Genomic DNA, 23,634 nt, shown 5'->3' with positions numbered 1-23,634 from the left:
CCAATCCCCGGGGGCGTCGCTACAGTGACGACCCGTTTTTGTTGCCTTGCTAACGAATTATGACGCCCCTAGAACGATATCAATCTGATCTGAAACGCCCGGACTTCTTTCACGATGCCGCGCAGGAAAACGCTGTGCGCCATTTGCAGCGCCTGTATGACGATCTGGTTGCCGCTCACGACAGCAAGCCCGGCCTGTTCGGCAAGCTGTTCGGCAAGAAAGAGCCGACCCTGGTCAAGGGTTTGTACTTCTGGGGGGGCGTGGGCCGTGGCAAGACCTACCTGGTCGACACGTTCTTTGACGCGCTGCCGTTTCAGGACAAGGTCCGTACGCACTTCCACCGCTTCATGAAGCGCGTGCACGAAGAGATGAAGACCCTCAAGGGCGAACGAAATCCGCTGACGATCATCGCCAAGCGTTTTTCCGACGAGGCACGGGTTATCTGTTTCGACGAGTTCTTTGTTTCCGACATCACCGATGCCATGATTCTGGGCACGCTGATGGAAGAACTGTTCAAAAATGGCGTAACGCTGGTGGCAACCTCCAACATCGTTCCGGACGGTTTGTACAAGGACGGCCTGCAACGCGCGCGTTTCCTGCCTGCAATTGCGCTGATCAAACAGAACACCGACATCGTCAACGTCGACAGCGGCGTCGATTACCGTCTGCGTCACCTGGAACAGGCTGAGCTGTTTCACTTCCCGCTCAACGAAGTTGCGCAGGAAAGCCTGCGCAAAAGCTTCAAGGCCCTGACCCCGGATTGCGCCGAAACCATCGAAAACGATGTGTTGATGATCGAAAACCGCGAGATCCGTGCCCTGCGTACCTGTGATGATGTGGCCTGGTTCGACTTCCGCGAGCTGTGCGACGGGCCACGCAGCCAGAACGACTACATCGAGCTGGGCAAGATATTTCATGCTGTGCTGATCAGTGGCGTCGAGCAGATGGACGTTTCTACCGACGACATCGCCCGACGTTTTATCAACATGGTCGACGAGTTCTACGATCGCAACGTCAAGCTGATCATTTCAGCCGAGGTTGAGTTGAAGGACCTGTACACCGGTGGCCGGTTGATGTTCGAGTTTCAACGCACCCTGAGCCGTCTGCTGGAAATGCAATCCCACGAATTCCTCTCGCGGGCGCACAAGCCCTAGCAGCGACTGCAAGCGGCGAGTTTCAAGCTACACGCTTGAAACTCGCCCATGCTGCAGCTCACAGCTTTTCCTTCTGGCTCTCGAACTGCTGCCGGTACTGGTTGGGCGACAGCTCTGTGTGTTGGCGAAACAGCCGGGCGAAGAAGCTGGCGTCGTCATAGCCCACCTCGTAGCTGATGGTCTTGATGCTTTTGCGAGACCCTGACAGCAATCCCTTTGCCGTTTCGATCCGCAGCCGTTGCAGGTAATGCAGCGGCTTGTCACCGGTTGCGGTCTGAAAGCGGCGCATGAAATTGCGAATGCTCATACCGTGCTCTCGGGCCACATCTTCAAAGCGGAACTTGTCGGCAAAGTGCTCTTCCAGCCAGTGCTGAATCTGCAGGATCACCACGTCCTGATGCAGTTTCTGTCCGCCAAAGCCTATGCGGCCCGGTGAGTAGGTGCGGCGTACCTCGTAAAGAATATCGCGGGCCACGGCCTGCGCGACGTTGGCACCGCAGAACCGCTCGATCAGGTAGATGTAGAGGTCGCACGCTGACGTCGTGCCCCCTGCGCAGTACACGTTATCGGCGTCAGTCAGGTGCTTTTCCTGGTTGAGCAGCACCTTGGGGTAGCGTTCGGCAAATGCACCGAAGAAGCGCCAGTAGGTAGTCGCTTCCTTGCCGTCGAGCAATCCTGCCTCGGCAAGCCAGTAGACCCCGGTGGCTTCGGCGCAGAGTACGGCACCGTTGGCGTGTTGCTCACGCAGCCAGGGCAGGATCTGCGGGTAGCGTTCGCACAGTGTTTCAAAATCATCCCAAAAGGCCGGGATAACGATGATGTCGCTTTGGCACAGCGCGCCGTCGACTGGCAATGTGACGTCGCTGAAGCTGCTGACGGAGAGTCCGTCCGGGCTGACGAGGCGGGTTTCGAAAGCGGGGACCAGGCCATGTCCCAGTTGTTTGCTGTAGCGCAGGCTGGCTAAGTGGAAGAAGTCTTTGGCCTGCATGACCGTCGAGGCAAACATCTTGTCGGTGGTCAGAATGCTTACGCGGCGCAGCAGAGTGGCGTGTTGGATCGGCATAATCGTTATTCTTATATGGGTAAATGGTCAAGCAACGGCTGGATCGTCTTATTTTTTGTCGGGTGTGTCCAGCCTCCTCATGCCAGGATCTCTGCGAGAGGTGCGCATGATGGCTTTGTGCTAAGCGGGTAAATATCCGCCAATCCACGCCTCGCAGGCAATAAACAGAATGTGAACAAAAAATCCGGTTGAGGTTATTTTTACAGTCTGTATAATCCGCCAGCTCTTTGCAGTGGAAGTGATGCGCCGTCTGCCGAAGAATCTTGCCGTATAACGGACGCGCTGACCCGAGCCCCCGATAGCGTCTGTTTCCGGCTGCCTTTGACTTGTCAAAGTACGCACTATTCAGTAAGATCCGCCGTCTAATTTTCAGGGCGGCCCCTGAGGCTATAAAGAATGAAAACTTTTACTGCTAAACCGGAAACAGTTAAGCGCGACTGGTTCGTCGTCGACGCTGCTGGTCAGACCCTGGGTCGTCTGGCCACCGAAATCGCGAGCCGTCTGCGTGGCAAGCACAAACCGGAATACACTCCGCACGTTGATACCGGCGACTACATCGTCGTGATCAATGCCGAGCAGATCCGCGTTACTGGTGCCAAAACCACCGACAAGATCTACTACTCACACTCCGGTTTTCCGGGCGGGATCAAGTCGATCAACTTCGAAAAGCTGATCGCCAAAGCTCCTGAGCGCGTGATCGAGACCGCGGTCAAAGGCATGCTGCCTAAGAACCCGCTGGGTCGCGACATGTATCGTAAGCTGAAAGTCTATGCGGGCGCTGTACACCCTCATACTGCTCAGCAGCCCCAAGAACTGAAGTTTTAACGGAATAGTTCATTATGTCGGCGACTCAAAATTACGGCACTGGCCGTCGCAAGACCGCAACCGCTCGCGTTTTCCTGCGTCCGGGTACTGGTAACATCTCGATCAACAACCGCTCCCTGGACAATTTCTTCGGCCGCGAAACTGCCCGCATGGTAGTTCGTCAGCCGCTGGAACTGACCGAGACAGTTGAAAAGTTCGACATCTACGTCACCGTTATCGGTGGCGGTGTAAGTGGTCAGGCTGGCGCAATCCGCCACGGTATCACTCGCGCTCTGATGCAATACGACGAGACTCTGCGTGGCGCTCTGCGTAAAGCAGGCTTCGTGACTCGCGATGCTCGTGAAGTTGAACGTAAGAAAGTCGGTCTGCGTAAAGCGCGTAAGCGTCCGCAGTACTCGAAGCGTTAATTCGTTCTTCGTTCAAAGAAAGAACGTCCATCCCCTCGCGGGGCTGGGCGTTTTTTTATGGGTGTGATTTTTGCGGTCGAGGTGTTTTCAAGTTGGGCGTGTCACGTCGATATTGCGAGATTTATAAGCCTGTCGGCGAAGATTACAGAATTTACATCGCGTAAATGAGCTATCTTGTGGCCCGCGACGAACACCTGTCCTGTTGCGTTCATTATCGGATGCGCCCTTAAGGCGTATTCGTTCGTCTGTCCGATAAAATTTAACAAGCGAGGAGGATCGCCATGGGCGTGACCAACCGGTTGGCCTGCTACTCCGACCCCGCCGACCACTATTCTCATCGCGTGCGAATTGTGCTCGCCGAGAAGGGTGTCAGCGCCGAAATCATTGAGGTTGTGGCAGGTCGTCATCCGCCGCAGCTGATTGAAGTAAATCCGTATGGCAGCTTGCCGACTCTTGTTGATCGTGACCTGGCGTTGTACGAGTCGACGGTGGTGATGGAATACCTGGATGAGCGCTATCCGCATCCGCCCTTGTTGCCTGTCTATCCAGTGGCGCGCGCCAACAGCCGTCTGCTGATCCATCGTATCCAGCGAGACTGGTGTGGCCTTGTGGACCTGATCCTTGATACGCGCAGCAAAGAGCCTGCTCGTGTTCAGGCGCGCAAGGAGCTTCGTGAAAGTCTGACCGGGGTTTCACCGTTGTTCGCGGAAAAAGCTTTTTTCATGAGCGACGAGCTAAGTCTTGTTGACTGCTGTCTACTCCCCATACTCTGGCGTTTGCCAATTTTGGGTATTGAATTGCCGCGGCCTGCCAAGCCGTTGCTTGATTACATGGAGCGCCAATTTGCGCGTGAGGCTTTTCAGGCGAGTCTGTCTGCTGCCGAACGTGAAATGCGCTAAGGCTTAAGGAGCCGTTAATGAACTCCAGTCGCCCTTATCTTGTTCGCGCTCTCTATGAGTGGATCGTCGATAACGATTGCACCCCGCACGTGCTGGTCAATGCGGATTACCCCTCGGTGCAGGTCCCACAAGGGTTTGCCAATGATGGGCAGATTGTCCTGAATGTTTCGCCAAGTGCGGTGCGTCATCTGCATATGGATAACGAGGCCGTCAGCTTCGAAGGCCGCTTCGGCGGTGTGCCACACACGCTTTATGTGCCTGTAGCTGCCATCCTGGGCATTTATGCCCGTGAGAACGGCCAGGGTATGGTTTTCGATCTGGAGCCTTCCATGGATGAGGGTGAGGAAATCGAGATCGAAGATGATACTCCGCCCGACAGCGAGCCACCGCGCCCAAGCGGCCGGCCGAGTCTGAAGGTCGTGAAGTAAAAAATGCGCAATAAAAAAGGCGATCTCCGGATCGCCTTTTTTTCGCCTGCCAGTTACCCGTCAGTCGATGTACTCAAACAGTTTGACGATCTTCTGCACGCCGGAAACGCCCTGTACCAGGTTGGTGGCGCGATTGGCTTCATCCTGAGTCACCAGACCCAGCAGGAACACAATACCATTCTCGGTCACCACCTTGATGCGCGAGCCGGGGATGGATGCGTCGGCAATCATCTGGCTTTTGATCTTGGTGGTCAGCCAGGCATCGTTGTTACGCGCCAGCAGCGAAGAAGGCGCCATGACCTGCAACTCGTTGTTGACCTTCTTGACGCGCTGGACCGAGCTGGCGGCCTGTTCGGCAATTGCCTTGAGGTCGGCGCGGGGTGTCTGGCCAGCCAGCAGCACGATGCCGTTGAAGCTGGTCACAACGATGTGCGAGCCTTCTGCGAGATCAGGGTTGGCTTTGGAAATGTTGACGGCTGCCTTGGTCTCGATCAGCGAGTCATCGATCTTGCTGCCGAAGGTGCGGGTGCCTCGATCATCTTCGATCGGCTTGTCGCGAGTGGCCGTGATCACCGAGCTGCATCCGGTGACACTCAGGCACAGTGTCAGAACCAATAGGCTGAGACGATTAGGGGTCATTCTTCACTCCCGAACAGTTGGCTGTCGATCAAATCGCAAAGGCAATGGATCGCCAGCAGATGGACTTCTTGTATGCGTGCCGTGACATTGGCAGGTACGCGGATCTCCACGTCCTCGGGCAATAGCAGGGAAGCCATGCCGCCACCGTCGCGTCCCGTCAATGCTACGACAATCATTTCGCGATCATGTGCGGCCTGGATGGCCTGAATAATATTTGCCGAGTTACCGCTGGTGGAAATGGCCAGCAGCACATCACCTGGCTGGCCCAGTGCGCGGATCTGCTTGGAAAAGATTTCGTTGTAGCTGTAATCGTTGGCGATCGAGGTGATCGTCGAGCTGTCGGTTGTCAGGGCGATGGCTGGCAGGCTCGGCCGCTCGCGCTCGAAACGGTTGAGCAGTTCCGAGGAAAAGTGCTGTGCATCGCCAGCCGATCCGCCGTTGCCACACGCGAGCATCTTGCCCTCGTTGAGCAGGGCATTGACCATGACCTGACTGGCTTGCTCGATATAGGGTGCAAGGACTTCCATCGACTGTTGCTTGGTTTCGATGCTGGCCTGGAACAGCCGGCGAATTCGGGATTGCATGTCCATCAATGTGACCTTAATTAGAGCGTACGGCGGCGGGACGGATGCGCCGGGTTCTCCCGGGAGCTATCCGGCACACAAGGTGTGCAGCCGGCAAAACAAATAGCGTAATCGGTGAGCGTAGAAGCTATTGCAGATCATCAGCACGGCGGAGCTGCTTTGCTCGAGCACAAGGTCAGCTGTCAAAAGCACTTTTGATCCAGTTCAGCGGTGCAGCGTTGCCAGGCTGGCCTTCAATGGCGATCACGTCGAAACGGCAGGGGTGACTGGCCCAGTCTGTTGCTTGCTGCAGAAAAAGCTGTGCGGCAGTGACAAGTTTTGCCTGCTTGCGAAAATCAACGCTTTCCGTAGCGCCACCCCAGCCTGAATGGCGCCGGTAGCGAACTTCGACGAATACTACTGTATCGCCGTCAAGCATGACTAGATCAAGCTCGCCGCGTTTGCATAACCAGTTTTGTTCAATCAGGTGCAGCCCCTGTTGTTGCAAAAACTGCAGGGCGAAGGCTTCAGCCTCGCGCCCTGCTTGTTGGCGGCTGCTGCGTGGCATCAAGGCGCTGTGTCCGGCAGGCGTTGGATCTTGCCGTCGACGAACTCCGCCCATGGCAACTGGCGCTCGACGCGACGGCCAGGGTTGATGCTCAGGCTGCCCGACAGGCCATCGATGCGGCTGTCAGGCATCGCCTTGAGTTGCGCAAGGCGTGGGGCCAGGCGGTAGGCGTCGATGCCCATTGCGTACAGGCGGCCAAGGCTGCCAGCAGCTTGTGGCCATTGCGCGGTGACTTGCTGGCGCAGTGGGTCTTCAGCGTTCAACAGCCATGGCGTCTCGCAGAAGCGCACGCCGTTGAGGTCCATGTACTGCGCATGATCGTTGCTGTTGGTGAACAGGTGCGAGGTGGCGTAGACCGGAACATCGCCTGCGTACTGGAAAACCATGGTTGGCTTGATCTGCTGCGCTTGTTGCGGCGTCGCGGCGAGGAACATGAAGTCAATGTCCTGGCGACGGCTTGGCTGCGCGGCTACCTGAGTGCCGGCAGTGCTCTGCAGGCGCTGGGCGCGGCCTTCACTGTTGCGCAACTGGAACAGATCGGCGACCTGTTGTGCCAGTTCTACGGGCTGGTCAACGTGCTCGGCTGCGATCAGCGTACCGCCCTTGGCCTGCCAGCTCTTGCGGAAGGCATCCAGTACGCGGTCGCCCCATTCGCCTTTCGGCACCATTGCTACAGCGCTGCGCTTGCCATCGGCCCAGGCGCGACGTGCAACTTCGCGGGCTTCGTCTTCGGCAGCTAGACCAAACTGATACAGCTGAGCGGGGCCTTCGTTGCTGGTGTCGCTGTAGTTCAGCGCCAGGGTAGTGATCGGAAGCTGCTGACGGCTGTTCAACTGTTTGACGAGGTTCTTCTCCAGCGGACCTACGACCAGCTGTACGCCAGCGGCCTGGGCCTGACGGTAGAACTCATCCATCGAGGTAACGCGCGAGCTGTCGAACACCTGGATGGCGGGTGGATTCTGTCCTGCTTGTTGCGCCTGAAAGTGCGCGGCCATGAAGCCTTCGCGCAACGCTTTGGCAACGGCGGCCAGTTGACCATCCTGCGGCAGCAGCAGAGCGATTTTGGTAATCGGCTCGCTGGTCAGGGCGCGCAGTTGGGCGAGGGCGGTAGGCAGTTGCAGCGCTGCCGGGTGTTTCGGGTTCTGGGCTTTCCAGTTGTCGATGGCCGCCTGTTGTTGCTCAAGTGTGCCTGCGCCTTTGATCGAGCGGGCCAGATTCAGCCAGCCGCCCATATCGCCGCTGGCGGTACTTTGCAGCTGCTCGGCCGGCAGAGCGGAGACCAGCGTCCAGATTGCATCATTGTTGGCGCTGGCCTCTGCGCCTTGCAGCAGAGGGCCGGCGAATACTCGCTCATTGACGGCCGCCAGGGCCTGGCCATCGGCCTCCAGGGCGCGCGCCTTGACCATGTGGGTGCGAACCTGCTGCTCGACCGACAGTTCGCCCAGGCGTTGCATGCTCGGGTGGTTCAGTGCGGTCAGTGCTGCCTTGGGCTGATTGCGGCCCATCGCCAGCTCTGCGGACAATGTGCTGGCGAAAACCTGCAGTCCGGGTTTGAGTTGATCGATTTGCACCTGTCCGAGGATCTGCGCAGCGCGTCCGGCGTCATTCTGGCGGGCGGCCAGGTCGGCTGCACTCAAGCGCAGCGTTGCAGCCTGCTCGGGTGTTTTGGCTGTGGCGGCCTGATCAAGCAACTGCTCGATGCTGGCGTCAGGGGTTCGAGGCAGCTCGCCAAGGCTGGACGAGGGCGAGCTGGCACAGGCTGCGAGAAGGGCAGCGAGGCAGAGGGCAGAGAGCAGCCGCAGACAAGCGATCATTGGTATGTTCCTGAAACTCGAGCGAATTAACGGGGAATTGTACCCAAGCGCTGGCCGGGGTGCGATGTCGAAGGTGTTTAAAGCCGTGATATTGGTCGCGTTAGTGTCATCTGGCGGCCAAATCGTTCAATTCGAGAAGGCAGCGTTGTGTTGTGTCCGGCCTTGATCATGTATTTATTCCTTTTTTATCGGCATCCCTGATGCGCGAACCGCTCGGCCGTGCTTCAGCCTGTACAATGCATTCTTTCCAAGTATCAGCTTTAACCTGTGAGGTTTGCGTTTTGACTGTTCCGGTTGTTTCGAATTCCACTCCGGGCTCGCTTTATGTAGTGGCGACTCCTATCGGCAATCTGGACGACATGAGCGTGCGGGCATTGAAGGTGTTGCGTGAAGTCGCGCTGATTGCGGCTGAAGACACGCGCCATTCTGCACGGCTGATGCAGCACTTCGGGATATCCACTCCGCTGGCCGCCTGTCACGAGCATAACGAACGTGATGAGGGTAGTCGGTTCATAACGCGTCTGCTGGCTGGCGATGATGTGGCGCTGATTTCCGACGCGGGCACGCCGCTGATCTCTGATCCCGGTTATCACCTGGTACGCCAGGCGCGTGCTGTAGGTGTACCGGTTGTGCCTGTGCCGGGCGCTTGCGCCCTGATCGCCGCTCTTTCTGCGGCCGGGCTGCCTTCGGACCGATTCATTTTCGAGGGCTTTCTTCCTGCCAAGGCTGCAGGGCGCAAGGCAAAGCTTGAGCGAGTAAAGGAAGAGCTGCGCACGCTTATTTATTATGAAGCGCCGCACCGGATTCTTGAGTGTCTGCAAGACATGGAGCAAGTCTTCGGTGCCGACCGTCAGGCCTTGCTGGCACGTGAAATAACCAAAACTTTTGAAACGCTCAAGGGTCTGCCTTTGGGTGAGCTGCGGGCTTTTGTCGAGGCTGACAGTAATCAGCAGCGTGGCGAATGCGTGGTGCTGATAGCCGGCTGGACGCCACCCGAGGACGAGGATGTCATTGGTGAGGAGGCGCGCCGCATACTGGATTTACTGCTTGCAGAGATGCCTCTCAAGCGCGCCGCAGCCTTGGCAGCCGAAATAACCGGCGTGCGCAAGAACCTGCTTTATCAGGTGGCACTGGAGAAACAGAAGGAATGATGGGTTGCCTTTAAAGGGGTGGATAACGGGGACAAGTGCGCCCCACGTGCTATTAAAGCTTGTTCTTGAAGGCATGTGCCGCTAACCTTGGCGGCGGAGAGTCGATTGGACAGTCGCTGCCTCTTGTTGTTCCGCAACAGGGGGGGGAGGAAAGTCCGGGCTCCATAGGGCGGAGTGCCAGGTAACGCCTGGGAGGCGTGAGCCTACGGAAAGTGCCACAGAAAATAACCGCCTAAGCACTTCGGTGCCGGTAAGGGTGAAAAGGTGCGGTAAGAGCGCACCGCACGTCTGGTAACAGCTCGTGGCAAGGTAAACCCCACTCGGAGCAAGACCAAATAGGGTTCCTAGGCGTGGCCCGCGCTGGAACCGGGTAGGTTGCTAAAGACGTCCAGTGATGGCCGTCGTAGAGGAATGACTGTTCTCGACAGAACCCGGCTTACAGATCGACTCTCCACCTTTTTTCTCACCCTTCGTTTCAAGCAGCAAAACCCTCTCGTAATACCAAAAAAATCTTACAGCTCATAAATCACATTAACTTTGAATCGCAACGATTTGAGTTGTGTGGGATTTATCTGTCAGATCGTTCGTAAAATTACCCTTTTATACCCAGTACCTCTCCTAAATCTCCGAAATGTAAGGGTTTTCCTTAAGACCGTGCCTTGACGGTGTGGTGGGCGCGTTCCTATAGTGTGCACAAGTGGCAGAAAGTGGCACGAAGTGGGTTTTTTCAGCGCAAAAAGCTAAAATTCGGAGAATGCGCCTGTGTTCCGTGGTGCCAACGCGATCAATCTCGATGCCAAGGGCCGTCTCGCTATGCCGAGCCGGTACCGTGACGAGTTGGATTCGCGTAGTGCCGGGCAACTTATCGTGACCATTGATGCCGTTGATCCCTGTCTTTGCCTGTACCCGCTTTCCGAATGGGAGCTGATAGAGGCAAAACTTCGTGATCTGGCGACGTTTCGTGAAGAGAACCGTCGTCTGCAAAGGCTTTTGATTGGTAATGCTGTCGATCTGGAACTCGATGGCAGCGGGCGTTTTCTGGTGCCGCCACGCTTGCGCGAATACGCCAGGCTGGACAAGCGCGTAATGCTGGTGGGCCAGCTCAACAAGTTTCAACTGTGGGACGAGGACGCCTGGAACGCTCTTGCTGATGCTGACCTGGCTGCCATTCAAAAACCTGGCGCTATGCCCGACGAATTACGTGATTTGATCCTGTGACTATGAACAGCGGCTTTACCCACATCACCGTGCTGCTTGAAGAAGCCGTGGAGGCTCTCGCGGTGCGTGCCGATGGCTGCTATCTGGACGGCACGTTCGGACGTGGCGGGCATAGTCGTCTGATATTGAGCCAGCTTGGCCCTGATGGTCGGCTTCTTGGGTTCGACAAGGACCCTCAAGCGATTGCCACAGGGCAAGCGCTAGCGGCCGAAGACGGCCGCTTTGTCATTGTGCAGCGCAGCTTTGCCGAATTGGGATCCGAGGCTCAGGAACGCGGTTTGGCGGGCAAGGTCAGCGGTATTCTGCTGGATCTGGGCGTTTCGTCCCCGCAGCTGGATGACCCCGAGCGCGGCTTCAGCTTCATGAACGACGGCCCGCTGGACATGCGCATGGACCCAACCCGTGGCGTGAGCGCTGCCGAGTTCATCGCGACTGCACCCGCTGAAGAAATTGCCCGCGTATTCAAGGAATACGGCGAAGAGCGGTTTGCCAAGCGCATGGCTAATGCCGTCGTCGCGCGCCGTGAAGTCCAGCCTTTCGAGCGTACCGCTGATCTGGCAGAAGTGCTCAAGGTCGCCAACCCTGCCTGGGAGAAGGGCAAGAATCCTGCAACGCGAGCCTTTCAAGGGCTGCGTATTCACGTGAACAACGAGCTGGGTGATCTGGAAGCCGGTCTTGAAGCTGCACTGGATGCCCTTGAAGTCGGTGGTCGCCTCGTCGTCATCAGTTTTCACTCGCTGGAAGACCGTATCGTCAAATTGTTCATGCGCAAGCTCGCCAAGGGCGAAGCCGACAACATGCCACGCAATCTTCCGATCCAGTTCAAACCGTTCGAACCGAAAATCAAAATTCACGGCAAGGCTCAATTCGCCTCGGATACCGAAACCAAAGCCAACCCGCGTTCGCGCAGCGCTGTCATGCGCGTAGCGGAGAAGCTCAGGTGAGCCGTCTGTTTCTGAAACCTTTGCCCGGCGGCAGCTTCATTATGCTGCTGCTGTTCATTGCTGTCCTGATTTCAGCGATTGGCGTTTCCTATAGCGCACATTGGAATCGTCAACTGCTCAACTCGCTGTACTCGGAAATGAGCGTGCGCGACAAGGCGCAGGCAGAGTGGGGCCGGCTGATCCTTGAACAGAGCACCTGGACTGCACACAGCCGCATCGAGAATCTGGCCACCGAACAGCTGAAAATGCGCATTCCAAGCGCTGCCGAAGTGCGGATGGTGGCGCCATGATGAAACTTGAAGGCGCGCTTTATCCGTGGCGTTTTCGCGTGGTCGTGGGGCTGCTGGTGTCCCTTGTGCTCGCCATTTGCTGGCGCATCGTTGACCTGCAGGTTATCGACCACACCTTTCTCAAGGAGCAGGGCGATGCCCGCAGCCTGCGGCATATTCCGATTCCGGCTCACCGTGGCCTGATCACCGACCGCAACGGCGAGCCGCTTGCCGTGAGTACTCCGGTGACGACGCTGTGGGCCAATCCGCGCGAAATGCAGCAGGACAAGTCCAAGTGGCCGATGCTCGCAGCGGCTACCGGGCAGGATCTGAAAGCGTTGACTGATCGCCTGGAATCGCAATCCACCAAGGAATTTATCTACCTTGTTCGTGGCATGACGCCGGAGCAGGGCCAGGCAGCACTGGATCTGAAAGTCCCTGGCGTTTACGGCATCGAAGAGTTCCGCCGTTTCTACCCGGCAGGGGATGTTACCGCGCACATGGTTGGTTTTACCGACCTTGATGACCACGGTCGCGAAGGTGTCGAGTTGGCTTATGACGACTGGCTTGCGGGAGTGCCCGGCAAGCGTCAGGTTATCAAGGACCGGCGCGGCCGACTGATCAAGGATGTTCAGGTGACCAAGAATGCCAAGGCCGGAAAGACCTTGGCTTTGTCTATTGACCTGCGTCTGCAATACCTGGCAACCCGTGAACTGCGCAACGCCATCGTGGAAAACGAGGCCAAGGCAGGCAGCATGGTGATCATGGACGTCAAGACCGGTGAAGTTCTGGCGATGGTCAATCAGCCGACCTATAACCCGAACAATCGCCGCACCATGGTGCCTGCTGCCATGCGCAACCGGGCAATCATTGACGTGTTCGAGCCGGGCTCGACCATGAAACCGATCTCCATGACTGCAGCGCTGGACAGTGGCCGCTGGAAGCCCACCGATAAGGTCGAGGTTTATCCAGGCACACTGCAGATCGGTAAGTACACGATTCGTGACGTGACCAAGACCGAGGGCCCGATCCTCGATCTGACCGGCATCCTGATCAACTCCAGTAACGTTGGCATGAGCAAGGTCGCGTTCGATGTGGGCGGCGAAGCGATCTTCCGTGCCATGCAACGCGTTGGTTTCGGTCAGTACACCGGCCTCGGCTTCCCTGGCGAGCGCGTTGGCAACCTGCCCAACTATCGCGAGTGGCGCAAGGCCGAGACCGCCACGCTGTCCTATGGCTACGGTCTGTCAGTTACCGCTTTGCAATTGGTACACGCCTATGGCGCGCTGGCCAATAACGGCCGCATCGTGCCACTGACCATTCTGAAAACAGATAAAGAACCGGAATCGACCCAGGCCATTCCCGAGAAAACCGCCAAGACGCTGCAGGGCATGTTGCAGCAGGTTATCGAAGACCCGCGCGGCGTTTATCGCGCCCGTGTGCCGTCCTATCATGTCGGCGGCAAGAGCGGTACGGCGCGTAAGACGTCCATCGGCACCAAGGGCTATGCGGAGAACTCCTACCGCTCCCTGTTCGCCGGTTTCGGCCCGATGAGTAACCCGCGTTATGCCATCGTCGTGGTCATCGACGAGCCGAGCAAGGGCGGTTACTACGGTGGTCTGGTTTCGGCTCCGGTATTCAGCAAGGTCATGTCCGGTACGTTGCGTCTGATGAACGTCACGCCTGACAACCTTGCCCCACCGGAACAAGTCAATGCAGCACCGGCAGCCAAAGGAGGGCGTGGTTGATGGCCTTTAATCTGAGCAAGATTTTCGCTCACACCGACCGCGACCCCTTGATTCGCGAGTTGACTCTCGACAGCCGCAATGTCCGTCCGGGTGATCTGTTTCTGGCCGTTCCGGGTATCAAGGTCGATGGCCGTGCGCATATTGCCGACGCGCTCAAGCGTGGCGCTGCGGCTGTGGCTTACGAAGTAGAAGGCTCGACCGTTCTGCCGATCACTGACGTGCCGCTGATCCCGGTCAAGGGGCTCGCCGCGCAGTTGTCCGATATTGCCGGCCGCTTCTACGGCGATCCGAGCCGCAGCCTGAATCTGGTAGGCGTTACCGGCACCAACGGCAAGACCAGCGTCACTCAATTGGTTGCCCAGGCGCTTGATGCACTGGGTCAGCACTGCGGCATCGTCGGCACGCTGGGCACAGGCTTCTACGGCGCGTTGCAAAGCGGCCGTCATACCACGCCCGACCCGATAGCCGTTCAGGCGACGCTGACCGACCTGAAAAAGGCCGGTGCGCGCGCAGTGGCAATGGAAGTGTCGTCTCATGGGCTGGATCAAGGGCGGGCGACGGCGCTGGCGTTTGATGTGGCGGTGCTGACCAATCTGTCCCGTGATCACCTGGATTATCACGGCACCATGGAAGCGTACGCTGCCGCCAAGGCCAAGCTGTTTGCGTGGTCCAACCTGAAATGCCGGGTAATCAATCTGGATGATGCTTTCGGTCGTGAACTGGCCGGTATCAAGCAAGAGTCGCGGTTGATCACCTATAGCCAGCTGGACAGCTCGGCCTACCTGTATTGCCGCGATGCGAAATTCGATGACGATGGCGTGCGCGCTACGCTGGTCACGCCTCAGGGCGAGCACTTCCTGCGCAGCAGCCTGCTGGGTCGCTTCAACCTGAGCAACGTGCTGTCTGCGGTCGGCGCTTTGCTGGGCCTGGATTACGCGCTGGACGAAATTCTCAAGGTGTTGCCGAAACTCGAAGGCCCGGTCGGGCGCATGCAGCGTCTGGGCGGTGCCGACAAGCCGCTGGTGGTTGTCGACTATGCGCATACTCCGGATGCGCTGGAAAAAGTCCTCGAAGCACTGCGCCCGCACGCCAAAGGTCGCCTGTTGTGCCTGTTCGGCTGTGGCGGTGATCGTGATCGCGGCAAGCGTCCGCTGATGGCTGAAGTGGTCGAACGCCTGGCCGACGGTGTGTGGGTCACCGACGACAACCCGCGCTCCGAATCGCCAGCCAGTATTTTTGACGATATCCGCCCTGGCTTCGCTGCTGCTGACAAGGTGCGCTTCATCGAAGGTCGCGGCCAGGCCATTGCCCAGTTGATTGCCAGCGCCAATGCCGATGATGTCGTAGTCCTGGCCGGTAAAGGGCATGAGGATTATCAGGAGATCGACGGTCAGCGCCATCCGTTCTCTGACCTGCAAGAAGCTGCCAAGGCGCTTGCTGCGTGGGGGGCCTGCGAATGATTAAGTCAATGACATTCAGCGAACTGGTCGTGCCGCTTGACGCCCGTCTGGTCGCTGGCGACTGCAGCTTTGACGGTGTGAGCACCGACAGCCGTGGTATCCAGCCGGGCCAGCTGTTTGTGGCCCTGACCGGGCCGCGCTTCGACGGCCATGAGTACCTTGAGCAGGTGGCTGCCAAAGGTGCGGTCGGTGCTCTGGTCGAGCGCGAAGTGCAGGGCGCAAGCCTGCCGCAACTGGTCGTGCTCGATACCCGCAAGGCGCTCGCGCAATTGGGCGCAATGAACCGCAATGCGTTCATCGACAAGCCGGTTGCAGCGATGACCGGTTCCAGCGGCAAGACCACGGTCAAGGAAATGCTCGCGAGCATCCTGCGTACGCGCGGCACTGTGCTGGCCACTCGTGGCAATCTGAACAACGAGCTGGGCGTGCCATTGACGTTACTGGAGCTGGCTCCCGAGCACAGTGCGGCGGTCATCGAACTGGGTGCATCGCGGGTGGGCGAAATTGCCTTCACCGTGAGCCTGACCAAGCCACACGTTGCCATCATTACCAACGCTGGAACCGCCCACGTCGGCGAGTTTGGCGGACCGGACAAAATTGTCGAGGCCAAGGGCGAGATTCTGGAAGGACTCAATGCCAGCGGCACCGCGGTGCTGAATCTGGAGGACAAGGCTTTCCCCGTCTGGCGCAAGCGTGCCGGCAATCGCAACATTCTGACCTTCGCACTGGCTGACCCTGCGGCGGATCTGCACGCCAGCGACCTTAGTAATGATGCCCGCGGCTGCCCGGGCTTCACCATCAACAGCCCGCTCGGCGTCGCCCAGGTTCAGTTGAATCTGTTGGGCGCGCATAACGTGACCAACGCCCTGGCGGCCGCGGCTGCAGCCTGCGCACTGGGCGTGACGCTGGAAGGCATTGTCGCGGGCCTGAACAACGTGCAGCCGGTCAAGGGCCGTGCGGTTGTGCAAATCGCCAGCAACGGCACGCGCGTCATTGATGACACCTACAACGCCAACCCTGCCTCGATCAACGCCGCCGTCGACATCCTTACCGGTTTTAGCGGTCGTACCGTGCTGGTGCTGGGCGATATCGGCGAGCTGGGCGAGTGGGCCGAACAAGGCCATCGCGACGTAGGGGCCTATGCCGCTGGCAAGGTCTCGGCGCTGTATGCCGTCGGCCCGTTGATGACTCATGCCGTCAGCGCCTTTGGTGAACATGCGTACCACTTTGCCAGTCAGGCAGAGCTGATCGCGGCGCTGGGCGCCGAGCAGGACCCTAATACCACTTTACTGATCAAGGGCTCGCGTAGCGCTGCGATGGAAAACGTCGTGGCTGCCTTGTGCGGTTCTAGCCTGGAGAAACATTAATGCTGCTGCTGTTGGCCGAGTTCTTACAACAGTTCTACAAAGGCTTCGCGGTCTTTCAGTACCTGTCCTTGCGCGGGATCCTTGGTGTGCTCACTGCGCTGACACTGTCGCTGTGCCTGGGCCCCTGGATGATTCGTACCTTGCAGATGCGCCAGATCGGCCAGTCTGTCCGCAACGACGGCCCGCAGTCGCACTTGTCCAAATCGGGTACGCCGACCATGGGCGGCGCGCTGATCCTCTCTTCCATCGGTATCAGTACGCTGTTGTGGGCTGACCTGAGCAATCGTTACGTTTGGGTTGTGTTGCTGGTGACACTGCTGTTCGGAGCCATCGGCTGGGTCGATGACTACCGCAAAGTGATCGAAAAGAACTCGCGTGGCCTGCCGAGCCGCTGGAAGTATTTCTGGCAGTCGGTATTCGGCCTCTGTGCAGCGATCTTCCTTTATACGACTGCACCGTCGGCTACCGAAACCACGCTGATCGTGCCGATGCTCAAGGATGTGCGCATTCCGTTGGGTATCGGTTTCATCGTGCTGACCTATTTCGTGATCGTCGGCTCCAGTAACGCAGTCAACCTGACTGACGGCCTGGACGGTCTGGCGATCATGCCGACGGTGATGGTCGGCGGTGCGCTGGGCATCTTCTGCTACCTGTCGGGTAACGTGAAGTTTGCTGAATACCTGCTGATTCCCTACGTACCGGGGGCCGGCGAGCTGATTGTCTTCTCTGGTGCGCTGATTGGTGCGGGGCTCGGGTTTCTCTGGTTCAACACCTATCCGGCGCAGGTATTCATGGGCGACGTCGGTGCGCTGGCGCTGGGCGCTGCACTGGGCACCATGGCTGTGATCGTGCGTCAGGAAATTGTCCTGTTCATCATGGGCGGCGTGTTCGTGATGGAAACCCTTTCAGTGGTCATTCAGGTTGCGTCTTTCAAACTCACCGGTCGCCGCGTGTTCCGCATGGCGCCGATTCACCACCACTTTGAACTCAAAGGCTGGCCTGAGCCGCGCGTGATCGTCCGTTTCTGGATCATCACCGTGATTCTGGTGCTCATTGGCCTTGCCACACTGAAACTGAGGTAGAACGAGTGTCCCTGATCGTTTCCGACCGCTTCCGCATTGTTGTGGGGCTTGGCAAAAGTGGCATGTCCCTGGTTCGCTTCCTGGCGAACCGGGGCGTGTCCTTTGCCGTGGCCGACACGCGGGAGAATCCTCCTGAGCTGGCGACCTTGCGTCGTGACTATCCGCAGGTGGAAGTGCGTTGTGGCGAGCTGGACGTGGATTTCCTCTGCCGTGCCGACGAGTTGTACGTCAGCCCCGGTCTGGCGCTTGCCACGCCGGCCTTGCAGCAGGCGCACGCGCGCGGCGTCAAGCTGTCCGGTGACATCGAGCTGTTCGCGCGTTACGCGAAGGCGCCGGTCATTGCCATTACCGGTTCGAATGCGAAAAGCACGGTGACAACGCTGGTGGGAGAAATGGCCGTCGCTGCCGGAAAACGCGTTGCGGTTGGGGGCAACCTTGGCACTCCGGCGCTGGACCTGCTCAGCGACGATGTCGAACTGTACGTAATGGAGCTGTCCAGCTTTCAGCTCGAAACCACCGACCAGCTCAACGCTGAAGTGGCAACCGTGCTGAACATCAGCGAAGACCATATGGACCGCTACAGCGGCCTGCCGGCTTATCACCTGGCCAAGCACCGGATTTTCCGTGGCGCGCGGCAAGTGGTGGTCAATCGTCAGGATGCGCTGTCCCGTCCGCTGATCGGTGAAGGCCTGCCTTGCTGGACGTTTGGTCTCAACAAGCCTGATTTCCACGGCTTTGGTCTGCGTGAAGAAAACGGCGAAAAATACCTGGCGTTCCAGTTCGAAAACCTGATGCCGGTACGTGAGCTGAAAGTTCGTGGTGCTCACAATCAGGCCAACGCCCTTGCTGCATTGGCGCTTGGGCATGCGGTCGGCCTGCCGTTCGATGCGATGCTCGCCAGCCTGCGCGAATTCACCGGGCTGGAGCATCGCTGCCAGTGGCTGCGTGAGCATGACGGCGTTCATTACTACAACGACTCCAAGGCCACCAACGTTGGTGCCGCACTGGCTGCCATCGAAGGCCTGGGTTCGGATATCGACGGCAAGCTGGTGCTGATCGCTGGTGGCGATGGCAAAGGCGCTGACTTCAACGCATTGCGTGCGCCAGTCGCTGAGCATTGCCGCGCTGCGGTGTTACTGGGCCGCGACGCCGAGCTGATTGCTCAGGCATTGGGCGACGCCGTTACGCTGGTTCGTGTCGATACCGTGCAGGCCGCTGTCGAGCAAAGTGCCCGACTGGCTCAGCGTGGCGATGCGGTACTGCTTTCGCCTGCATGCGCCAGTTTGGACATGTTCAAGAATTATGAAGAGCGCGGACGTGTGTTCGCGCAGGCAGTGGAGTGCTTGTCATGATCTTCGGTGTGATCAAGCCTTATCCATCGCCACTGATCAGCGGGCGCGGCATTGACCTCGACTTCCCGATGCTGGTCGGCTGCCTGGCGCTGCTGGGCCTTGGGCTGGTAATGATTACTTCCGCCTCGTCGGAAGTTGCCGCCGTACAGTCCGGTAACACGCTGTACATGATGACCCGTCACCTGGTTTATCTGCTGATCGGTCTGGGTGCCTGCGGCGTGACCATGATGATTCCGGTCGCCACCTGGCAACGCCTGGGCTGGATGATGCTGCTTGGCGCGTTCGGCCTGTTGCTGCTGGTACTGGTGCCGGGAATCGGGCGCGAGGTAAACGGTTCGATGCGCTGGATCGGTTTCGGCGCGTTCAACGTGCAGCCGTCGGAAATCGCCAAGGTATTCGTTGTGATCTTCCTTGCCGGCTACCTGATCCGTCAGCAGCAGGAAGTTCGCGAAAGCTGGATGGGCTTTTTCAAGCCGTTCATTGTGCTGTTGCCGATGGCAGGTCTGCTGTTGATGGAGCCTGACTTCGGTGCGACCGTAGTAATGATGGGCTCGGCCGCAGCCATGCTGTTTCTCGGTGGTGTCGGCCTATTCCGCTTCTCGCTGATGGTGGTTCTGGCTGTGGCGTCGGTCGTTGTTCTGGTCCAGGCACAGCCTTACCGGATGGCGCGTCTGACCAACTTTACCGACCCGTGGGCCGACCAGTTCGGTTCCGGTTATCAATTGACCCAGGCGCTGATCGCCTTCGGTCGTGGCGAATGGTTCGGTGTCGGGCTGGGCAACAGTGTGCAGAAGCAGTTCTATCTGCCGGAAGCGCACACCGACTTCGTGTTCTCGGTGCTTGCAGAAGAGCTGGGCGTCATCGGTTCGCTGATCACCGTCGCACTGTTTCTGTTTGTCAGTATTCGCGGCATGTACATCGGCATGTGGGCCGAACGTGCCAAGCAGTTCTTCGGTGCCTATGTGGCCTACGGTCTGTCGTTCCTGTGGATCGGCCAGTTCCTGATCAATATCGGTGTGAACGTCGGTCTGCTGCCAACCAAGGGACTGACTCTGCCGTTCCTCAGCTACGGCGGCAGCTCGCTGGTGATCTGCTGCGCGAGTCTTGGCCTGCTGCTGCGCATCGAGTGGGAATCGCGCAACAACATGGGCAGTGAAGAAGCCGAGTTCAAGGAAAGCGACTTCGCCGAGGAGACGCCCCATGGACGCTAATGTGCTGATCATGGCTGGCGGCACCGGCGGGCATGTATTCCCGGCGCTGGCTTGTGCACGCGAGTTTCAGGCTCGTGGCTATAAGGTCCACTGGCTGGGCACGCCACGCGGAATCGAAAACGAACTGGTCCCTCAGGCCGGTCTGACGCTGCACCTTATCAATGTCACCGGGCTGCGTGGCAAAGGCCGGCTGTCACTGCTCAAGGCGCCTTTCATGTTGCTCAAGGCCCTGATGCAGGCGCGCAAGGTTGTGCGTCAGGTGAAACCGGTCTGCGTGGTTGGCTTTGGTGGCTATGTCACCGGCCCTGGCGGCCTGGCGGCGAAGCTGGCAGGCGTACCTTTGATCATTCACGAGCAGAATGCCGTCGCCGGTACAGCCAATCGCAGCCTGGCGTCGTTCGCCAGCCGCGTGTGCGAGGCGTTCCCGAACACCTTTGCGGCCTCGTCCAAACGCCGCACCACCGGCAACCCGGTGCGTGTCGAGCTGTTTCTGGAAACACCGCGTCAGGCGCTGGCCGGACGCAAGGCGCGTCTGCTGGTACTGGGCGGCAGCCTGGGCGCGGAGCCATTGAACAAATTGCTGCCCGAGGCGCTGGCCCGGTTGCCTCAGGACATCCAGCCCGAAGTGTTTCATCAGTCGGGCAAGAATCACGACGCAGTCACCGCCGAGCGTTATCGCAACGTGGGCGTCGAGGCGCAGGTTGCGCCGTTTATCCAGAACATGGCCCAAGCCTATAGCTGGGCCGATCTGGTGGTCTGCCGCGCAGGCGCATTGACCATCAGCGAACTGGCCGCCGCCGGTCTGCCGTCGTTGCTGATACCGCTGCCCCACGCGATTGATGACCATCAGTCACGTAACGCTGACTATCTGGCTCGCGAAGGCGCAGCCTTCGTCATGCCGCAAGCGACAACTGGCGCCGCCGAGATGGCAGCACGCCTGAAAGAGGTTTTGATGCAACCCGAACAATTGAACAGCATGGCCCGCACTGCACGTAGCCTGGCCAAGCCTGATGCAACCAACACCGTCGTCAACGTCTGCGTGGAGGTGGCCCATGGTTGAGAATCAACGCGCCATGCCACAACCTGAAATGCGCCGTATCCGTCGCATCCACTTCGTCGGTATCGGCGGCGTCGGTATGTGCGGGATTGCCGAAGTATTGTTGAACCTGGGCTACGAAGTCTCGGGCTCCGACCTCAAGGGCTCGGCCGTGACCGAGCGTCTGGAATCGTTCGGCGCGCAGATTTTTGTCGGCCATCGTGCCGAGAACACTGTGGGTGCCGACGTACTGGTGGTGTCCAGCGCTGTGAATACTTCCAACCCGGAAGTCGCTACCGCGCTGGAACGCCGTATTCCAGTCGTGCCTCGTGCCGAGATGCTCGCCGAACTGATGCGCTATCGCCACGGCATCGCTGTCGCCGGTACGCATGGCAAGACCACCACCACCAGCCTGATCGCTTCGGTGTTCGCTGCTGGTGGCCTGGACCCTACCTTTGTGATTGGCGGCCGTTTGAACGCCGCGGGCACCAACGCCCAGCTGGGCACCAGCCGTTACCTGATCGCCGAAGCCGATGAAAGCGACGCCAGCTTCCTGCACCTTCAGCCTCTTGTGGCGGTGGTCACCAATATCGACGCCGATCACATGGCGACCTACGAAGGCGACTTCAACAAACTGAAGAAGACCTTTGTCGAGTTCCTGCATAACCTGCCGTTCTATGGCCTGGCGGTCATGTGCATCGACGATCCGGTGGTGCGTGAAATTCTCCCGCAGGTCAAGCGCCCGACGCTGACCTACGGCTTCAGCGAGTCTGCCGACATACGTGCGATCAACGTGCGTCAGGACGGCATGCTGACATTCTTTACCGTACTGCGCCGCGACCGCGAGCCGCTGGATGTGTCGGTGAACATGCCCGGCAATCACAACGTACTCAACTCGCTGGCGACCATCGCTATCGCTACCGACGAAGGTGTCAGCGATGAGGCGATCGTGCAGGGCCTTTCGGGGTTCCAGGGCGTCGGTCGTCGCTTCCAGGTGTACGGCGAGCTGCCGGTCGAAGGCGGTAATGTGATGCTGGTCGATGACTACGGTCACCATCCGCGTGAAGTGGCTGCTGTGATCAGCGCCGTACGTGGCGGCTGGCCGGATCGTCGTCTGGTGATGGTCTACCAGCCGCACCGCTTCAGCCGCACCCGTGACCTGTACGACGATTTCGTACAGGTTCTGGCCGACGCCAATGTGTTGCTGCTGATGGAAGTCTACCCGGCGGGTGAAGAGCCTATTCCCGGCGCCGACAGCCGCAATCTGTGCCACAGCATTCGTCAGCGCGGTCAGCTGGACCCGATCTACATCGAGCGCGGCGTCGAGCTGGCACCGCTGGTCAAGCCGCTGCTGCGCGCTGGCGACATTCTGCTGTGCCAGGGCGCTGGCGATATCGGCGGTCTTGCTCCACAACTACTGAAAAGCCCGCTGTTCGCTGGCGCAAAAGCGGCCCCTACCGAAGGGAAGCTGAAATGACAGCCGTCACCCTGTCTTCCCTGCGCTCGACACTCGAGCCGAAAAGCTTCGGTCGTGTCGCCGTGCTCTTTGGTGGCAAGAGTGCCGAGCGTGCAGTCTCCCTGAACTCGGGTAATGCCGTGCTCAAGGCACTGCTCGATGCTGGCGTGGATGCGTTCGGCATTGACGTGGGCGATGACTTCCTGCAGCGACTGGTCAGTGAAAAGATCGACCGTGCCTTCATTGTTCTGCATGGGCGAGGCGGCGAAGACGGCACCATGCAAGGCCTGTTGGAATGCCTGGAAATCCCTTATACCGGTAGTGGTGTACTGGCTTCCGCGCTGGCGATGGACAAGTTGCGTACCAAGCAGGTCTGGCAGAGTCTCGGCCTTGCAACGCCCTTGCATGCTGTTCTTGGAAACGAGAGCGATTGTATTTGCGCAGCGACGGAACTGGGCTTCCCTTTGATCGTCAAACCGGCCCATGAAGGTTCAAGTATCGGTATGGCAAAGGTGAACAGCGTCGATGAATTGATCGCCGCCTGGAAAGCCGCCAGTACCTACGATTCGCAAGTATTAGTCGAACAGTGGATTCAGGGACCTGAGTTCACTGTGGCGTCTCTGCGTGGCCAGGTGTTGCCTCCCATTGGCCTGGGCACTCCTCACAGTTTTTATGATTACGATGCCAAGTACCTGGCGTCCGATACTCAGTACCGGATCCCTTGCGGGCTTGGCGATGCGCAGGAACAGGAACTCAAACAACTTGCAGCACGCGCTTGCGACGCCATCGGTATTGCAGGGTGGGCGCGCACGGATGTCATGCAGGACGCACAAGGCAAGTTCTGGTTACTGGAAGTGAATACCGTGCCCGGCATGACCGATCACAGTCTGGTGCCAATGGCTGCGCGTGCTGCAGGTCTGGATTTTCAACAACTGGTGTTGGCGATTCTGGCCGACAGTGTTCAGGCGAGAGGGTAAGGC

At 58.8% G+C, this 23,634-nt stretch carries 23 protein-coding genes and 1 other RNA gene; 19 read left to right on the top strand and 5 right to left on the bottom strand.

What is annotated here, in order from left to right; genetic code table 11:
- Nucleotides 1–59: 59 nt before the first annotated feature.
- Nucleotides 60–1,154, top strand: a complete 1,095-nt coding sequence (zapE, locus tag RYA97_RS12385; protein ID WP_002555066.1) for a cell division protein ZapE — start codon at nt 60–62, stop codon at nt 1,152–1,154.
- A 58-nt stretch (nt 1,155–1,212) separates the two neighbouring features.
- Here zapE and RYA97_RS12380 read toward each other — a convergent pair whose 3' ends face one another.
- Entirely contained in the window at nt 1,213–2,160 is a 948-nt protein-coding gene (locus tag RYA97_RS12380) for a GlxA family transcriptional regulator (RefSeq protein WP_161937917.1), read from the bottom strand.
- A gap of 453 nt (nt 2,161–2,613) precedes the next feature.
- Here RYA97_RS12380 and rplM point away from each other — a divergent pair, with 453 nt between their 5' ends.
- From rplM to RYA97_RS12360, 4 genes are all read left to right on the top strand, one after another.
- Nucleotides 2,614–3,042 carry a 50S ribosomal protein L13 gene (gene rplM / locus RYA97_RS12375; RefSeq protein ID WP_002555065.1) on the top strand — a complete coding sequence of 143 codons (429 nt, stop codon included), beginning with the start codon at nt 2,614–2,616 and terminating at the stop codon, nt 3,040–3,042.
- Nucleotides 3,043–3,056: 14 nt separating this feature from the next.
- A complete protein-coding gene (gene rpsI, locus RYA97_RS12370; protein ID WP_002555064.1) occupies nt 3,057–3,449 on the top strand; it encodes a 30S ribosomal protein S9 in 393 nt (130 codons plus the stop codon).
- 281 nt (nt 3,450–3,730) lie between these two features.
- A complete protein-coding gene (locus RYA97_RS12365; protein ID WP_004656548.1) occupies nt 3,731–4,348 on the top strand; it encodes a glutathione S-transferase N-terminal domain-containing protein in 618 nt (205 codons plus the stop codon).
- 17 nt (nt 4,349–4,365) lie between these two features.
- Nucleotides 4,366–4,776 (top strand): ClpXP protease specificity-enhancing factor, encoded by a 411-nt coding sequence (locus RYA97_RS12360; protein ID WP_004656546.1) that lies wholly within the window; start codon nt 4,366–4,368, stop codon nt 4,774–4,776.
- A gap of 60 nt (nt 4,777–4,836) precedes the next feature.
- Here RYA97_RS12360 and RYA97_RS12355 read toward each other — a convergent pair whose 3' ends face one another.
- The 4 genes from RYA97_RS12355 to RYA97_RS12340 all read right to left on the bottom strand — a co-directional run bounded on the left by RYA97_RS12355 (nt 4,837) and on the right by RYA97_RS12340 (nt 8,360).
- Entirely contained in the window at nt 4,837–5,415 is a 579-nt protein-coding gene (locus RYA97_RS12355) for a BON domain-containing protein (RefSeq protein ID WP_002555060.1), read from the bottom strand.
- Nucleotides 5,412–6,005, bottom strand: a complete 594-nt coding sequence (locus RYA97_RS12350; protein ID WP_002555059.1) for a phosphoheptose isomerase — start codon at nt 6,003–6,005, stop codon at nt 5,412–5,414. The genes RYA97_RS12355 and RYA97_RS12350 overlap by 4 nt, the downstream gene beginning before the upstream one ends.
- Before the next feature lie 169 nt (nt 6,006–6,174).
- Nucleotides 6,175–6,546 (bottom strand): YraN family protein, encoded by a 372-nt coding sequence (locus RYA97_RS12345; RefSeq protein WP_005745001.1) that lies wholly within the window; start codon nt 6,544–6,546, stop codon nt 6,175–6,177.
- The gene (locus tag RYA97_RS12340) at nt 6,546–8,360 is read right to left on the bottom strand and encodes a penicillin-binding protein activator (RefSeq protein WP_004666185.1); all 1,815 of its coding nucleotides are present in this window, start codon (nt 8,358–8,360) and stop codon (nt 6,546–6,548) included. The genes RYA97_RS12345 and RYA97_RS12340 overlap by 1 nt, the downstream gene beginning before the upstream one ends.
- A 281-nt stretch (nt 8,361–8,641) precedes the next feature.
- Here RYA97_RS12340 and rsmI point away from each other — a divergent pair, with 281 nt between their 5' ends.
- From rsmI to RYA97_RS12270, 14 genes are all read left to right on the top strand, one after another.
- Nucleotides 8,642–9,511, top strand: coding sequence for a 16S rRNA (cytidine(1402)-2'-O)-methyltransferase (gene rsmI, locus RYA97_RS12335; RefSeq protein WP_162882964.1), 870 nt, complete (start codon nt 8,642–8,644; stop codon nt 9,509–9,511).
- 97 nt (nt 9,512–9,608) lie between these two features.
- Nucleotides 9,609–9,966, top strand: an RNA gene (gene rnpB, locus RYA97_RS12330) — RNase P RNA component class A.
- A 307-nt stretch (nt 9,967–10,273) separates the two neighbouring features.
- Nucleotides 10,274–10,729 carry a division/cell wall cluster transcriptional repressor MraZ gene (gene mraZ / locus RYA97_RS12325; RefSeq protein ID WP_002555055.1) on the top strand — a complete coding sequence of 152 codons (456 nt, stop codon included), beginning with the start codon at nt 10,274–10,276 and terminating at the stop codon, nt 10,727–10,729.
- 2 nt (nt 10,730–10,731) lie between these two features.
- Nucleotides 10,732–11,673, top strand: coding sequence for a 16S rRNA (cytosine(1402)-N(4))-methyltransferase RsmH (rsmH, locus tag RYA97_RS12320; RefSeq protein ID WP_002555054.1), 942 nt, complete (start codon nt 10,732–10,734; stop codon nt 11,671–11,673).
- Nucleotides 11,670–11,963, top strand: a complete 294-nt coding sequence (gene ftsL, locus RYA97_RS12315) for a cell division protein FtsL (RefSeq protein WP_002555053.1) — start codon at nt 11,670–11,672, stop codon at nt 11,961–11,963. The genes rsmH and ftsL overlap by 4 nt, the downstream gene beginning before the upstream one ends.
- Nucleotides 11,963–13,690 carry a peptidoglycan D,D-transpeptidase FtsI family protein gene (locus tag RYA97_RS12310; RefSeq protein ID WP_004666184.1) on the top strand — a complete coding sequence of 576 codons (1,728 nt, stop codon included), beginning with the start codon at nt 11,963–11,965 and terminating at the stop codon, nt 13,688–13,690. The genes ftsL and RYA97_RS12310 overlap by 1 nt, the downstream gene beginning before the upstream one ends.
- Nucleotides 13,690–15,150, top strand: a complete 1,461-nt coding sequence (locus tag RYA97_RS12305; RefSeq protein ID WP_005745004.1) for a UDP-N-acetylmuramoyl-L-alanyl-D-glutamate--2,6-diaminopimelate ligase — start codon at nt 13,690–13,692, stop codon at nt 15,148–15,150. Before RYA97_RS12310 ends, RYA97_RS12305 begins: the two co-directional genes overlap by 1 nt.
- Nucleotides 15,147–16,517 carry a UDP-N-acetylmuramoyl-tripeptide--D-alanyl-D-alanine ligase gene (locus RYA97_RS12300; protein WP_005745005.1) on the top strand — a complete coding sequence of 457 codons (1,371 nt, stop codon included), beginning with the start codon at nt 15,147–15,149 and terminating at the stop codon, nt 16,515–16,517. The genes RYA97_RS12305 and RYA97_RS12300 overlap by 4 nt, the downstream gene beginning before the upstream one ends.
- Nucleotides 16,517–17,599: a phospho-N-acetylmuramoyl-pentapeptide-transferase gene (gene mraY / locus RYA97_RS12295; protein ID WP_002555049.1), complete on the top strand. Its 1,083-nt coding sequence runs from the start codon at nt 16,517–16,519 to the stop codon at nt 17,597–17,599. Before RYA97_RS12300 ends, mraY begins: the two co-directional genes overlap by 1 nt.
- A 5-nt stretch (nt 17,600–17,604) precedes the next feature.
- Entirely contained in the window at nt 17,605–18,951 is a 1,347-nt protein-coding gene (gene murD, locus RYA97_RS12290; RefSeq protein WP_117140067.1) for a UDP-N-acetylmuramoyl-L-alanine--D-glutamate ligase, read from the top strand.
- Nucleotides 18,948–20,162 (top strand): putative lipid II flippase FtsW, encoded by a 1,215-nt coding sequence (ftsW, locus tag RYA97_RS12285; protein ID WP_055006907.1) that lies wholly within the window; start codon nt 18,948–18,950, stop codon nt 20,160–20,162. Before murD ends, ftsW begins: the two co-directional genes overlap by 4 nt.
- Nucleotides 20,152–21,222, top strand: coding sequence for an undecaprenyldiphospho-muramoylpentapeptide beta-N-acetylglucosaminyltransferase (gene murG, locus RYA97_RS12280; RefSeq protein ID WP_004666182.1), 1,071 nt, complete (start codon nt 20,152–20,154; stop codon nt 21,220–21,222). The genes ftsW and murG overlap by 11 nt, the downstream gene beginning before the upstream one ends.
- Entirely contained in the window at nt 21,215–22,675 is a 1,461-nt protein-coding gene (murC, locus tag RYA97_RS12275; protein WP_005745009.1) for a UDP-N-acetylmuramate--L-alanine ligase, read from the top strand. Before murG ends, murC begins: the two co-directional genes overlap by 8 nt.
- A complete protein-coding gene (locus tag RYA97_RS12270) occupies nt 22,672–23,631 on the top strand; it encodes a D-alanine--D-alanine ligase (RefSeq protein ID WP_004666181.1) in 960 nt (319 codons plus the stop codon). The genes murC and RYA97_RS12270 overlap by 4 nt, the downstream gene beginning before the upstream one ends.
- Nucleotides 23,632–23,634: the final 3 nt, after the last annotated feature.

The sequence above is a fragment of the Pseudomonas syringae group sp. 26L6 genome, from assembly GCF_032587815.1.
Lineage (GTDB): Bacteria > Pseudomonadota > Gammaproteobacteria > Pseudomonadales > Pseudomonadaceae > Aquipseudomonas > Aquipseudomonas amygdali.
The sequence above is the reverse complement of the archived record's forward strand: the minus strand, read 5'-3'. Positions and strand labels throughout refer to the sequence as shown.